Annotated in this window: 12 protein-coding genes; 10 read left to right on the top strand and 2 right to left on the bottom strand. The window is 70.5% G+C overall.

The features are described 5' to 3' along the window. From O3X23_RS42795 to O3X23_RS42765, 7 genes are all read left to right on the top strand, one after another. The coding region (locus O3X23_RS42795) for a methionine adenosyltransferase domain-containing protein (RefSeq protein WP_269280405.1) at positions 1 to 320 on the top strand (320 nt) is incomplete at its 5' end. A 17-nt stretch (positions 321 to 337) separates the two neighbouring features. Further along, a complete protein-coding gene (locus O3X23_RS42790; RefSeq protein ID WP_269280403.1) occupies positions 338 to 1,321 on the top strand; it encodes a carbohydrate kinase family protein in 984 nt (327 codons plus the stop codon). After that, complete coding sequence (metH, locus tag O3X23_RS42785) at positions 1,318 to 4,812, top strand: methionine synthase (protein WP_269280400.1); 3,495 nt, start codon at positions 1,318 to 1,320, stop codon at positions 4,810 to 4,812. Before O3X23_RS42790 ends, metH begins: the two co-directional genes overlap by 4 nt. Further along, complete coding sequence (gene metF / locus O3X23_RS42780; protein ID WP_269280397.1) at positions 4,809 to 5,702, top strand: methylenetetrahydrofolate reductase [NAD(P)H]; 894 nt, start codon at positions 4,809 to 4,811, stop codon at positions 5,700 to 5,702. The genes metH and metF overlap by 4 nt, the downstream gene beginning before the upstream one ends. Further along, positions 5,680 to 7,134, top strand: coding sequence for an adenosylhomocysteinase (gene ahcY / locus O3X23_RS42775; protein ID WP_269280394.1), 1,455 nt, complete (start codon positions 5,680 to 5,682; stop codon positions 7,132 to 7,134). The genes metF and ahcY overlap by 23 nt, the downstream gene beginning before the upstream one ends. A 150-nt stretch (positions 7,135 to 7,284) precedes the next feature. Beyond that, a complete protein-coding gene (locus O3X23_RS42770; RefSeq protein WP_269280412.1) occupies positions 7,285 to 8,829 on the top strand; it encodes an acyl-CoA carboxylase subunit beta in 1,545 nt (514 codons plus the stop codon). Next, positions 8,826 to 9,014 (top strand): acyl-CoA carboxylase epsilon subunit, encoded by a 189-nt coding sequence (locus tag O3X23_RS42765; protein ID WP_269280391.1) that lies wholly within the window; start codon positions 8,826 to 8,828, stop codon positions 9,012 to 9,014. The genes O3X23_RS42770 and O3X23_RS42765 overlap by 4 nt, the downstream gene beginning before the upstream one ends. A 193-nt stretch (positions 9,015 to 9,207) precedes the next feature. Here O3X23_RS42765 and O3X23_RS42760 read toward each other — a convergent pair whose 3' ends face one another. Then, a complete protein-coding gene (locus O3X23_RS42760) occupies positions 9,208 to 10,542 on the bottom strand; it encodes a citrate synthase (protein WP_269280389.1) in 1,335 nt (444 codons plus the stop codon). A gap of 90 nt (positions 10,543 to 10,632) precedes the next feature. Here O3X23_RS42760 and O3X23_RS42755 point away from each other — a divergent pair, with 90 nt between their 5' ends. From O3X23_RS42755 to O3X23_RS42745, 3 genes are all read left to right on the top strand, one after another. Then, the gene (locus tag O3X23_RS42755; protein WP_269280387.1) at positions 10,633 to 11,793 is read left to right on the top strand and encodes a citrate synthase/methylcitrate synthase; all 1,161 of its coding nucleotides are present in this window, start codon (positions 10,633 to 10,635) and stop codon (positions 11,791 to 11,793) included. Positions 11,794 to 11,946: 153 nt separating this feature from the next. Continuing rightward, positions 11,947 to 12,900 carry a quinone oxidoreductase family protein gene (locus O3X23_RS42750; protein WP_269280384.1) on the top strand — a complete coding sequence of 318 codons (954 nt, stop codon included), beginning with the start codon at positions 11,947 to 11,949 and terminating at the stop codon, positions 12,898 to 12,900. Positions 12,901 to 13,037: 137 nt separating this feature from the next. Then, positions 13,038 to 13,478, top strand: a complete 441-nt coding sequence (locus O3X23_RS42745; protein ID WP_269280382.1) for a nitroreductase family deazaflavin-dependent oxidoreductase — start codon at positions 13,038 to 13,040, stop codon at positions 13,476 to 13,478. A 17-nt stretch (positions 13,479 to 13,495) separates the two neighbouring features. Here the strand turns inward: O3X23_RS42745 and O3X23_RS42740 are convergent, their stop codons facing one another. After that, positions 13,496 to 13,909 carry a PaaI family thioesterase gene (locus tag O3X23_RS42740; protein ID WP_269280408.1) on the bottom strand — a complete coding sequence of 138 codons (414 nt, stop codon included), beginning with the start codon at positions 13,907 to 13,909 and terminating at the stop codon, positions 13,496 to 13,498. Positions 13,910 to 13,992 lie beyond the last annotated feature (83 nt).

Raw genomic sequence — 13,992 nt, 5'->3', positions numbered from 1 at the left:
GCTGGGTCGCGAAGAACGTCGTCGCGGCCGGGCTGGCCCGCCGCTGCGAGGTCCAGGTCGCGTACGCCATCGGCAAGGCCGCCCCCGTCGGGCTGTTCGTCGAGACGTTCGGCACCGAGACCATCCCGGTCGAACAGATCCAGGACGCCGTCCGGAGCGTCTTCGACCTCCGCCCTGCCGCCATCATCCGCGACCTCGACCTGCTGCGGCCCATCTACGCGCAGACGGCCGCCTACGGGCACTTCGGCCGCGAGCTGCCGGACCTCACCTGGGAGCGCACCGACAGGGTCGAAAAGCTGCTCGCCACCGTGCGAGGCTGACCGAAGGAGAGAGCGCTGTGCAGATCGCCGTCACCGGTTCGATCGCGACCGACCATCTCATGAACTTCCCGGGCCGCTTCAGCGAGCAACTGCTCGCCGACCGACTCGACAAGGTCTCCCTGTCCTTCCTCGCCGACGACCTGGTGGTCCGGCGGGGCGGGGTGGCGGCCAACATCGCCATCGGGTTGGGGCGGCTCGGCATCCGGCCACTGCTCGTCGGGGCGGCCGGCACCGACTTCGCCGAGTACGGGCAGTGGCTCGAGAAGAACGGCGTCGACACGTCCCCGGTGCGGGTCAGCGAGACCCGGCACACCGCTCGCTTCGTGTGCACCACCGATGCCGACCAGAACCAGATCGCCACGTTCTACCCGGGCGCCATGTCCGAGGCCCGGGAGATCGAACTCGGCCCCATCGTGGCCCGCACCGGCAGCATCGACCTGGTGGTCGTCGGGGCCAACGACCCCGAAGCGATGCTCCGGCACACTCAGGAGAGCCGCTGCCTGGGCATCCCCTTCGCGGCCGACCCCTCGCAGCAACTCGCCACCCTGGACGGCCCGTCGGTGCGCCAACTCGTCACCGGCGCGAAGTACCTGTTCACCAACGAGTACGAGGCCTCGCTGCTCCAGGAACACAGCGGCTGGACAGCGGCCCAGGTCCTCGACCGGGTCGGCACCTGGGTGACCACCCTGGGCGCCGACGGCGTCCGCATCGAGAACGCCGGAGAACCCGTCATCAGGGTCCCCGCCGTCCTCACCGAGACGCCCGCCGACCCCACCGGGGTCGGCGACGCGTTCCGCGCCGGATTCCTGGCCGGCGCGTCATGGAAGTGGACCGCCGAACGGTCCGCCCAGCTCGGCTGCACCATCGCGACCGTCGTCCTTGAGTCCGTCGGCCCCCAGGAGTACGTACTCTCGGCCGCGGACCTGCTCGGACGGATCGACAGCGTCCACGGCGGAGTCGTCGCCAGCGAGATCGAACCGGATCTGGCGGTCGTGTCATGAGCGGGATGTCCCGGGCCGACGCTCTGCGTCGGGCGTTCGCGTCGCGGGTGGTGGTGGGCGACGGTGCGATGGGCACGATGCTGCAGGCGCAGGATCCGTCGTTGGACGACTTCGAGAACCTGGAGGGGTGCAACGAGGTCCTGAACGTGACGCGTCCTGACATCGTCCGGTCGGTGCACGAGGAGTACTTCGCGGCGGGTGTGGACTGCGTCGAGACGAACACGTTCGGTGCGAACCTGGCGGCGCTGGGGGAGTACGACATCCCCGAACGGATCCACGAACTGTCCCTGACAGGCGCCCGGTTGGCGCGTGAGGTGGCGGACGGTTTCGCGACGCCGGACCGGCCGCGCTGGGTGCTCGGCTCGGTCGGTCCGGGCACGAAACTCCCCACGCTGGGCCACGCGCCGTACGTGGCGCTGCGCGACGGCTTCCAGGCGAACGTGGCGGGCCTGATCGAGGGCGGCGCGGACGCGATCTTGGTGGAGACGACGCAGGATCTGCTGCAGACCAAGGCCGCGATTTTGGGTGCGCATCGTGCGATGCGGGAGGCGGGCTGCAGTCTGCCGATCATCACGCATGTGACCGTCGAGACGACGGGCACGATGCTGTTGGGCTCGGAGATCGGGGCGGCGCTGACGGCGTTGGAGCCGTTGGGCATCGACATGATCGGCTTGAACTGCGCGACGGGTCCGGCCGAGATGGGCGAGCACCTGCGCTATCTGGCGCAGCACGCGCGGATCGCGGTCTCGTGCATGCCGAATGCCGGTCTGCCGGTGCTGGGCAAGGACGGTGCGCACTACCCGTTGTCGCCGCAGGAGCTGGCGGACGCGCACGAGACGTTCGTGCGGGAGTACGGGTTGTCGCTGGTGGGTGGGTGCTGCGGCACGACGCCGGAGCATCTGCGGCAGGTCGTGGAGCGGGTGCGGGGCCTGGACCTCGTGCCGCGCAGTCCGCGTCCGGAGCCGGGCGCCGCGTCGCTCTACCAGACCGTGCCGTTCCGGCAGGATGCGTCGTATCTCGCGATCGGTGAGCGGACGAACGCCAACGGGTCGAGGAAGTTCCGTGAGGCGATGCTGGAGGGCCGCTGGGACGACTGTGTGGAGATGGCCCGCGACCAGATCCGCGAGGGCGCCCACCTGCTGGACCTGTGCGTCGACTACGTGGGTCGGGACGGCGCCGCCGACATGGCCGAGGTCGCCGGCCGCTTCGCGACCGCGTCGACGTTGCCGATCGTGCTGGACTCCACCGAGGTCCCGGTGTTGCGGGCGGGGTTGGAGAAGCTGGGTGGCCGGGCGGTCATCAACTCCGTCAACTACGAGGACGGCGACGGACCTGACTCACGTTTCGCCCAAGTGACTGCCCTGGCGTCGGAGCATGGTGCGGCGTTGATCGCGTTGACGATCGACGAGGAGGGGCAGGCGCGGACTGCTGAGCACAAGGTGGCCATCGCGGAGCGGTTGATCGATGATCTGACCGGTAACTGGGGCATTCAGGAGTCCGACATTTTGGTGGACTGCCTGACGTTCACGATCGCGACCGGTCAGGAGGAGTCCCGTAAGGATGGGATTGCCACGATCGAGGCGATCCGGGAGCTGAAGCGCCGGCATCCGCTGGTGCAGACGACGTTGGGTCTGTCGAACATCTCCTTCGGGTTGAATCCGGCCGCGCGTGTGGTCCTGAACTCGGTGTTCCTCAACGAGTGCGTGGCGGCGGGCCTGGACTCGGCGATCGTGCATGCGGCGAAGATCGTGCCGGTGGCGCGGATCCCGCAGGAGCAGCGGGAGATCGCGTTGGATCTGGTCTATGACCGGCGGCGTGAGGGGTACGACCCGTTGCAGGCCTTCTTGGAGGCTTTCGAGGGCGTCGATATGAAGTCCGTCAAGGCCGGCCGTGCGGAGGAGCTGGCGGCACTGCCGCTGGACGAGCGGTTGCAGCGGCGGATCATCGACGGCGAGAAGAACGGCCTGGACCGGGACCTGGACGAGGCCCTGGAGACCCGCCCGGCGTTGGCGATCGTCAACGACACCCTGCTGGAGGGTATGAAGGTCGTCGGGGAGTTGTTCGGGTCGGGTCAGATGCAGTTGCCGTTCGTGCTGCAGTCCGCCGAGGTCATGAAGACGGCGGTCGCCTACCTGGAGCCGCACATGGAGAAGTCCGACGCCGACGGCAAGGGCACCATCGTGCTCGCCACCGTGCGCGGCGACGTCCATGACATCGGCAAGAACCTCGTCGACATCATCCTGTCCAACAACGGCTACAACGTCGTGAACCTGGGCATCAAGCAGCCCGTGGCGGCAATCCTGGAGGCCGCGACCGAGCACAAGGCCGACGTGATCGGCATGTCGGGGCTGCTGGTGAAGTCCACCGTGATCATGAAGGAGAACCTGCAGGAGCTCAACCAGCGCAAGATGGCAGCCGACTACCCCGTCATCCTCGGCGGCGCCGCCCTGACCCGCGCCTATGTCGAGCAGGACCTCCACGAGATCTACGACGGCGAAGTCCGCTACGCCCGCGACGCGTTCGAGGGCCTGCGGCTGATGGACGCCCTGATCGCCGTCAAGCGCGGTGTGCCCGGCGCCACCCTCCCCGAGCTGAAGCAGCGCCGGGTGGCCGTCCGGCCGGCCATCGTGATCGAGGAGCCGGAGGAGAGCGGTTCGGTGCGCTCCACGGTGGTGACCGACAACCCGGTCCCGACCCCGCCGTTCTGGGGCACCCGCATCATCAAGGGAACCCCGCTCAAGGAGTACGCGGCCTGGGTCGACGAGGCCGCGCTCTTCAAGGGCCAATGGGGGCTGAAGTCCACCCGCGGCGACGGCCCCTCCTATGAGGAGCTGGTGGAGAGCGAGGGTCGGCCAAGGTTGCGGATGTGGCTGGACCGGCTGCACACGGAGAACATGCTCGAAGCGGCGATCGTGTACGGGTACTTCCCGTGCGTGTCCAAGGGCGACGATCTGATCATCCTGGGCGAGGACGGTGGTGAGCGGACCCGGTTCACCTTCCCGCGCCAGCGTCGCGGGCGCCGGTTGTGCCTGGCGGACTTCTTCCGCCCGGAGGACTCCGGTGAGATCGACGTGATCGAGATGCAGGTCGTCACCGTCGGCAACCGGGTGTCGGTGGCCGCGAACGAGATCTTCGCCGCGAACGCCTACCGCGACTACATGGAACTGCACGGCCTGTCGGTGCAGTTGACCGAGGCGCTGGCGGAGTACTGGCACGGACGGGTCCGCACGGAGCTGGGCATCTCCGGCGCCGACCCGGACAGCCTGGACGCGATGTTCCGCACCGAGTACCAGGGCTGCCGCTACTCACTCGGCTACCCGGCCTGCCCCAACCTGGAAGACCGCGCCAAGATCATGGACCTGCTCAAACCGGAACGGATCGGGGTCGACCTGTCCGAGGAATTCCAGCTGCACCCCGAGCAGTCCACCGACGCGATCATCATCCACCACCCGGAAGCCGGCTACTTCAACGCTCATGGAGGCCCCTCATGAGCACCCTGCGCGACATCCTGGCCACGGGCACCCGCTCCTTCTCCTTCGAGTTCTTCCCACCCAAGACCGACGCGGGAGAACGCTCCCTGTGGGACACAATCCGGCGGGTCGAGGCCGTCGGGCCCACGTTCGTCTCCGTCACCTACGGCGCCGGCGGCTCGTCCCGCACCCGCACCATCGCGGTCACGCAGCGGATCGCCGCGCAGACGAGTCTGCGTCCGGTCGCCCATCTGACCGCGGTCGGGCACTCGATCGGTGAGCTGCGGCGCATCATCGGGCAGTACGCCGACGCGGGTGTCCGGGACGTCCTCGTGCTGCGCGGCGACCCGCCGGGCGACCCCCGCGGCGCCTGGGTGCCGCACCCGGACGGGCTGAACCACGCCCGGGAGCTGGTGGCGCTGGTCAAGGGGTCGGGGAACTTCAGCATCGGCGTGGCGGCCTTCCCCGAGCGTCATCCCCGTTCACCGGACTGGGAGACCGAGGTCCGGCACTTCGTCGCCAAGGCGCGGGCCGGGGCCGACTACGCCATCACCCAGATGTTCTTCCGGGCCGAGGACTACTTCAGGCTCCGCGACCGGGTGGCGGCCGCGGGGTGTGACATCCCGATCATCCCGGAGATCATGCCCGCCACCGACGTCCGGCAGATCCGGCGCTTCGCCGAACTCAGCAACGCGACGTTCCCCGCCGAGCTGGCCGCGCAGTTGGCGGCGGTCGAGCACGACCCCGACGTCGCCCACCGGATCGGGGTGGACCACGCGACGCGGCTGGCCCAGTCCCTGCTCGACGCCGGCGCCCCGGGACTTCACTACATCACTCTGAATCGGTCCACGGCCGCCTTGGAAATCCACCGGAACATTAGGAGCGCAGATGCCGTCCCTCACCGCCGCTGACTACAAGGTTGCGGACCTCTCCCTGGCCGCTTACGGCCGCAAGGAGATCACGCTGGCCGAGCACGAGATGCCCGGCCTGATGTCGATCCGTGCCGAGTACGCCGAGGCGCAGCCGCTGGCCGGCGCCCGCGTCACCGGCTCGCTGCACATGACGATCCAGACCGCCGTCCTCATCGAGACCCTGGTCGCGCTGGGCGCGGACGTCCGCTGGGCGTCGTGCAACATCTTCTCCACCCAGGACCACGCGGCCGCCGCCATCGCGGTCGGCCCGAACGGCACCCCCGAGGACCCGCAGGGCACCCCCGTCTTCGCCTGGAAGGGCGAGACCCTGGCCGAGTACTGGTGGTGCACGGAGCAGGCGCTGACCTGGCCGAACACCCCCACCGGCGGCCCGAACATGATCCTGGACGACGGCGGCGACGCCACGCTCCTCGTCCACAAGGGTGTCGAGTTCGAGAAGGCCGGCGCGGTCCCGGAGACGGCCGCCGGGGACAGCGAGGAGTACGGGTACATCCTCCAGCTCTTCCGGCGCACCCTCGGGGAGAACGCCCAGAAGTGGACCCAGGTCGCCTCGGAGATCCGCGGCGTCACCGAGGAGACCACCACCGGCGTCCACCGCCTCTACGAGATGCACCAGGCCGGGGCGCTGCTCTTCCCCGCCATCAACGTCAATGACGCGGTGACGAAGTCGAAGTTCGACAACAAGTACGGCTGCCGGCACTCCCTGATCGACGGCATCAACCGTGCCACGGACGTCCTGATCGGCGGCAAGGTCGCCGTCGTCCTCGGCTACGGCGACGTCGGCAAGGGCTGTGCGGAGTCGCTGCGCGGCCAGGGCGCCCGTGTCGTCATCACCGAGATCGACCCGATCTGCGCACTGCAGGCGGCGATGGACGGCTACCAGGTCGCCACGTTGGAGGACGTCGTCTCCGAGGGCGACATCTTCATCACCACGACCGGGAACAAGGACATCATCCTGTCCCAGGACATGGCGAAGATGAAGCACCAGGCGATCGTCGGCAACATCGGCCACTTCGACAACGAGATCGACATCGCGGGCCTGGCGAACATCCCCGGCATCGTCAAGGACGAGGTCAAGCCGCAGGTCCACACCTGGACGTTCCCGGACGGCAAGGTCCTCATCATGCTCTCCGAGGGCCGTCTGCTGAACCTCGGCAACGCGACCGGTCACCCCTCGTTCGTCATGTCCAACTCCTTCGCGGACCAGACCCTGGCCCAGATCGAGCTGTTCACCAAGCAGAGCGAGTACCCCACCGGCGTCTACGTGCTCCCGAAGCACCTGGACGAGAAGGTCGCCCGTCTCCACCTCGACGCCCTCGGCGTCCGGCTCACCACGCTCCGCCCGGAGCAGGCCGCCTACATCGGCGTCCCGGTCGAAGGTCCGTACAAGGCGGACCACTATCGCTACTGATCCATCGGCACAGTCCGGCGAACCGACAAGGAAACCATGAGCATCTTCGAGCTGGAACGACAGATCACCGGTGCTCCACCGGTCACCATGCCGACCTCGTCACCGAACCCGGACCCAGCCCCCGTCGTCCCTCCCGCCGTGCCCACGGACATGCTCGGCCGGATCGCCGAACTGGAGAGCCGCAAGGCGCAGGCCGAGGCGGGACCGAGCGAGCAGGCAACCCGCAACCAGCACGACCGCGGGAAGCTCACTGCCCGCGAGCGGCTGGAACTGCTCTTCGACGAGGGCTCGTTCAACGAGGTCGAGCCCTTCCGCAGGCACCGGGCGACGGGCTTCGGCCTGGAGGCGCGCAAGCCCTACACCGACGGAGTGGTGACGGGCTGGGGCAAGGTGCACGGCCGCACCGTCTTCGCCTATGCGCACGACTTCCGGATCTTCGGCGGAGCGCTGGGCGAGGCGCACGCCGAGAAGATCCACAAACTGATGGATCTCGCCGAGTCGTCGGGCGCCCCGCTGGTCAGCCTCAACGACGGCGCGGGCGCCCGGATCCAGGAGGGTGTCACCGCGCTGGCCGGCTACGGCGGGATCTTCTCCCGCAACACCCGGGCCTCCGGGGTGATCCCGCAGATCAGTGTGATGCTCGGGCCGTGCGCGGGTGGTGCGGCGTACTCGCCGGCGCTCACCGACTTCGTCTTCATGGTGCGCGGGACCTCGCAGATGTTCATCACGGGGCCCGACGTGGTGCACGCGGTCACCGGTGAGCAGGTCACCCAGGAGGTGCTGGGCGGAGCCGACACCCACTCCTCGACCTCGGGCGTCGCGGCGTTCGCCTACGACAACGAGGACGAGTGCCTGGAGGAAGTCAGGTTCCTGCTCTCGCTGCTGCCCGCCAACAACCGGGAGCTGCCGCCGGTCTGGCCGTGCGACGACCCGGTCGACCGGCCCAACGACGCCCTGGTGGACCTCGTACCGGCGGATCCGACCCAGGCGTACGACATGCGGGCCGTCATCGAGGAGATCGTCGACGAGGGCGACCTGTTCGAGGTCCACGAGCGGTGGGCGACCAACGTGGTGTGCGCGCTGGCCCGGATCGGCGGCACCGTGGTCGGCATCGTCGCCAACCAGCCGGCCTCGATGGCCGGCGTCCTGGACATCCACGCGTCGGAAAAGGCCGCGCGGTTCGTGCAGACCTGCGACGCGTTCAACATCCCGCTGATCACCCTGGTCGACGTGCCCGGCTTCCTGCCCGGCAAGGACCAGGAGCACGAAGGCATCATCCGGCACGGCGCGAAGCTGCTGTACGCGTACTGCAACGCGACCGTGCCGCGCATCCAGGTGATCGTGCGCAAGGCGTACGGCGGCGCGTACATCGTCATGGACTCGCGGTCCATCGGCGCCGACCTCTCCTACGCCTGGCCGATCAACGAGATCGCGGTGATGGGGGCGGAGGGCGCCGCGAACGTGGTGTTCCGCCGGCAGATCGCGGCGTCGCCGGACCCCGAGGGCACCCGGCGCGAACTGGTCGATGAGTACCGGGAGGAACTGATGCACCCCTACTACGCGGCGGAGCGCGGACTGGTCGACGATGTCATCGACCCCCGCTGGACCCGGCGCACCCTGGCCCGCTCGCTGGAGATGCTGCGCTCCAAGCAGCAGGTCCTGCCCGCCCGCAAGCACGGGAACCCGCCCGTATGAGCGGGGGATGGGCGGTCGAGCGCGGTGACGTCGGCCAGGAGGAACTGGCCGCCCTGGCCGTGGTCCTGGCGAGCCTGTCGACCCGGGCGCAGGTGCCGGAGCCGACGACCGGTCCGTTCCGCGCCGACTGGCGGCAGGGGTACGGCTACCAGAGCGCGGGCTCCTGGCGCGCGGCCGGGAGATGACCGCGGGGGCGGCCGGGTCGGCGGCGGTGCCTCGCACGGGGTGAGCTCCCCGCCCGGCACGACGCCTTCTGCCGGGGGACGGCGGTCGGAGCGTCCCGCGCGATCCGGGACCGGACGGCCGACCCGCACGCGAAGCGCGCCCCGTCGGTGACACGGACCCGGCGGGGCGTTCGCGTGCCGGGGCGCGGGTCGGTCACGGCAGCGGCTGGGGCGGTGTCGGTCCGGTGTAGTGGCCGCTGGGACGCAGCCGCAGCGGGCGCTCCTGGTACTCCTCCAGCGCGTGGGCGATCCAGCCGGCGGTGCGGGCGACCGCGAACACTGTCTCGCCCGCCTCTGCGGGCATGCCGGCGGAGACCGACAGCACGGCGAGCGCGAGATCGACGTTGGCGTGCAGCGGGGTGTACCGGGCGGTCGTCTCCACCACTTCGCGGGCCGCGGCGAGCGCCGGGGCAGCCCGCGGCAGCTCGTCGAGGAGCCCGAACAGCATCCGGGCGCGGGGGTCCTCGCCCGGGTACAGCCGGTGGCCGAGCCCCGGGATCCGTCGTCCCTCGCGCAGGTGGTCGGCGACGACCGCTGCCGCGCTGCCGCGCTCCAGCACCTCCGTCAGCAGCCGGTGGGCCAGTCCGCTGGCGGCGCCGTGCAGCGGTCCGTCGACCGCGCCGAGGCCGGCGGAGACCACGGCGTACGGGTGGGCCCGCGCGGAGGCCGCGACCCGGGCGGCGAGGGTCGAGGCGGCCAGATCGTGGTCGATGAGCAGGGTGAGCGCGGCGTCCAGTACGCGTACGGAGGCCTGGTCGGCGGTGTGTCGGCTGAGCCGTGGCCAGAGCCGTGCGGCCAGCGCGCTCCCCGACGCGTCCGACTCGGCCGAGCCGTCCGGCGTGTCCGCCGCGTCCGTCTCCCGTGCGGGCAGGGCGCCGACCAGGGTGGCGATCAGGGCGGGAGCGGCGGCGAGCACGGTGGGCGCCGACAGGTCGAAGCGCAGCGGATCGGTGACGGCCGCGGCGATCGTCGCCGCCCGGAGCCGGTCCACCAGCCCGCTGTGGGCGGGCAGCGCCGCGACGGCCCGGCGGGCGGCGGCGAGGCTCTCGTGCGGCGCGGTGAAGCGGATGCCGGGCGTCAGCTCACCGGTCCACAGCCACGCGGCGGTCTCCTCGTAGCCGTAACGGGCGGCGAGGGCGCAGGCGTCGACGCCCCGGTAGTAGTAGCGGTCGGTGCCGATGAGGGTGATGCCGGTCCTGGCGGTCAGGGTTCCGTCCCAGCGCCCGTCACCGCCGGGGGAGCCGGCGGGCCGGTCCGCCGCCGCGCTGTCGCCGCCCAGCCGTCCGCGTCCGGACCGGCGGGCCAGCGCGTCCACCTCGTCGGGATCGAAGGTGCTGCCGCGTCCGCCGGGCGCGCGCCGGCTCGTGAGCAGCCCGCGGCTGACATACGCGTAGACCGTCTCGGACTTCACCCCGAGCCGGTCGGCGGTCTCCCGGGTGCTCAGCCACTTCCCGCTCCCGCTGGTTCCGCCCGCCGTGTCGTCCGTCATGGGCTCCACCGTATCCATATTGATTCAATCAACGTTGACAAGCATTGAATCAATCATCGACAGTCGAATCAACATCCAGGGAGGAACAGCATGCCCACCACCGAGCGGAACACCCCGATCGACGTACCCCGAGGACTGAAGGGAGTGGTCGTCACCGACACCGCCCTCGGCGACGTCCGAGGACTCGAGGGCTTTTATCACTACCGGGAGTACTCGGCCGTCGAGCTGGCCGAGACCCGCACCTTCGAGGACGTCTGGCACCTGATGTTCCACGGCACGCTGCCCGACGCGGCCGAGCGAGCCGCCTTCACCGCGCGGACCGCCGCGCTGCGCCGGCTACCCGACGACGTCCGCGACGCGCTGCCCGCCATCGCCCGCTCCTGCGCGCTCGCCGGACCACTCGCCGGACTGCGCACCGCCCTGTCGCTGGCCGGCGCCTCGGCCGGCTTCCGGCCGCTGTACGACATCGACGCCGACCGCCGCCGCGCGGACGCGCTCGCGGCGAGCGCCGTCGTGCCGACGCTGCTGACCGCCCTGCACCGGCTCGGCCAGGGACTGGCTCCTGTCGAACCGCGCGAGGACCTGCCGTACGCGGCCAACTACCTGTACATGCTGACCGGCCGGGAGCCGGAGCCCGCCCGTGCCCGGGCCATCGAGCGGTATCTGATCTCCACCATCGACCACGGGTTCAACGCGTCCACCTTCACCGCCCGGGTCATCACCTCCACCGGCGCGGACCTGGCCGCCTGCCTCGTCGGCGCGATCGGCGCGCTCTCCGGGCCGCTGCACGGCGGCGCGCCGAGCCGCGCGCTGGACACCCTGGACGCCATCGGCACGCCCGAGCGCATCGACCCGTGGATCCGGGAGCGGGTCCTGGCGGGTGACCGGATCATGGGCTTCGGGCACCCGGTCTACCGGACGGAGGACCCGCGCTCGCGGATGCTCAAGGAGATCGCCCGGGGCTTCGGCGGGCCGCTGGTGGACTTCGCCGTCCAGGTCGAGGAGCGGGTCGAGGCGATCCTCGCCGAGCTGAAGCCCGGCCGGGAACTGCACACCAACGTCGAGTTCTACGCGGGGGTGGTCATGGAGCTGTGCGGGCTGCCCCGCGAGATGTTCACCCCGACCTTCGCCTCGGCCCGTGTCGTCGGGTGGTGTGCCAACGTCCTCGAGCAGGCCGAGGACAGCAAGATCATCCGCCCGGCGGCCCGCTACACCGGCCCCCCGCCGCCGCGGCCGGTGCCGGCGGTCTGACCGGGCGGTCGCGCGCAACGCAGATCACATACCGACTGGTCGGTCACCCATTCCCCTGGCGACCCGCACGCTCTACCGTGGAGGCTGCGGGATCACGGGCCCAGACGGACCGGGCACGACCCAGAACGATGAGGAACAGCGGAAGGAGTCGCGTTGCGCGCGATCCAGATCACGGAGTTCGGCGGACCCGAGGTACTGCGGCAGGTGGAACTGCCGGAGCCCGAGGCACAGCCGGGGCACCTGCTCGTGCGGGTGTCGTCCGCGGGCGTCAACTTCGCCGACACCCACACCGTCGAGGACAGCTACCTCTCGCGCTCCACGCTGCCGATGGTCCCCGGCGCCGAGGTCGTCGGCCGCACGGCCGACGGCCGCCGTGTCGTCGCCCTCGCCGACAACGGCGGCTACGCGGAGGTCGCCTCCGTCCGCGAGTTCCTGGCGCACGACGTGCCCGAGGGCGTCAGTGACGGTCAGGCCCTCGCCCTCATCGTCCAGGGCCTGACCGCCTGGCACCTGCTGCGCACCTCCGCGCGGATGGCCGAGGGCGAGAGCGTCGTGGTGCACGCGGCCGCGGGCGGCACCGGGTCGCTGGCCGTGCAGCTGGCCAAGACCTTCGGCGCGGGCCGGGTCATCGCGACCGCCTCCACCAAGGAGAAGCGGGACCTCGCGCTGGAACTGGGCGCCGACATCGCGATCGACGCCGACGCCGAGGGGATGAAGGACCGGCTCGTCGAGGCCAACGGCGGCAAGAAGGTCGACATCGTCCTGGAGATGACCGGCGGACCGGTCTTCGACGCGTCACTCGCCGCCCTCGCGCCCTTCGGCCGCCTGGTGACGTACGGGATGGCTTCCCGCGTCCCCGCGACGCCGGTCCAGGCGGCGCAGTTGATGGGTCGCTCCCGCGCGGTCGTCGGCTTCTGGCTGATGCACTGCGTCGGCCGTCCCGGCATGTACCGCGAGCCGATGGCCGAACTCCTGGCGATGACGGCCGACGGACGCCTCAAGCCCCAGGTCGGCGGCGTGTACCCGCTCTCCGAGGTCGCCCGCGCCCACGAGGACATCCGCGCGCGGCGCACCCACGGCAAGTTGGTCCTGGACGTCACGCGCTGAATCACCCGCGGCGCGCCCAGCCGGAGCACGGCGGACCGTGGGAAGGAATGCACGGCGCACGGTCCGCCGTGATCCCCGTTCTCGTCGCCGGTCGATCTAGGGTGGGGGTACCCCGAGATCGACCTGGAGGCAGTGGCGTGACGGCCTACGACGAGAACGATGTTCTGATCAGCCCGACGACGTGGGTGGCGAAGCAGGCCCGGCTCTACGAGGAGTCGGGCGGCACCAAAGGCCTGACGATAAACGGTTCGCCCTGCCTGCTGGTGGACTACCTTGGCCGGCGCAGCGGCAAGTGGCACCGGACGGTGCTCATCTACGGGCGCGACGGCGCCGACTATCTGATCGTCGCGTCGAAGGGCGGCGACGACAACCACCCGCTGTGGTACCTGAGTCTGCGGGACCACCCCGAGGTTCACGTCCGTGTGGGCGCCGAGCGGTTCGCCGCCACCGCCGAGACCCTGTCGGCCGACGAGAAGGCCCGCGTCTGGCCGCACCTGGTCGACGTCTACGCACCGTACGAGGACTACCAGCAGAAGACCGACCGGGACATCCCCGTCGTACGGCTGCGCCGCGGCTGACGCGACCTGATGTGATGTCAGCCGGGGAAGGCGTAGACGGTGGTGCCCTGTGCCACCACCTCCTCGCCGCCCTCGGCGGTCATCGTGATGTCGGTGAAGGCCAGCCGCCGGCCCAGTTTGGTCACCCGGGCGGTGAGCAGGACATCCGCGTCCTGTACCGCCCGCTGGAACGTCGTCGACTGCTGCACCGTCGTCATCGGACCGTAGCCGCCGCGCGCAGCCGACACCGCGATCACGGTGGCCGTGTCGGCGGCCGCCATCAGCGCCTGCCCCGACATCGCCCCGCCCTCGCGGGCCAGCCGCCCCGACCACGGCAGCCGCAGTACCGCGTGCCGATCGCCTGTCTCGACCACCGCCAGCGCCAGGTCCCGTACCCAGGGGGCGAAGCTGTCGGCCAGGATCTTCTCCGCCTCAGCGGTGGTCACCGTCATCACGCCATTGTGCCGCTGCTTCGACTGCCGCCACCAGAGCGTGGTGCGTGGCGTACGGCCGGGTGGCGGATCGTCCCGGGGGA

This window comes from Streptomyces sp. H39-S7, assembly GCF_027158205.1.
Classification (GTDB): Bacteria; Actinomycetota; Actinomycetes; order Streptomycetales; family Streptomycetaceae; genus Actinacidiphila.
Note: the sequence above shows the minus strand (reverse complement) of the source record. Positions and strands in the feature narration are given on the sequence as shown.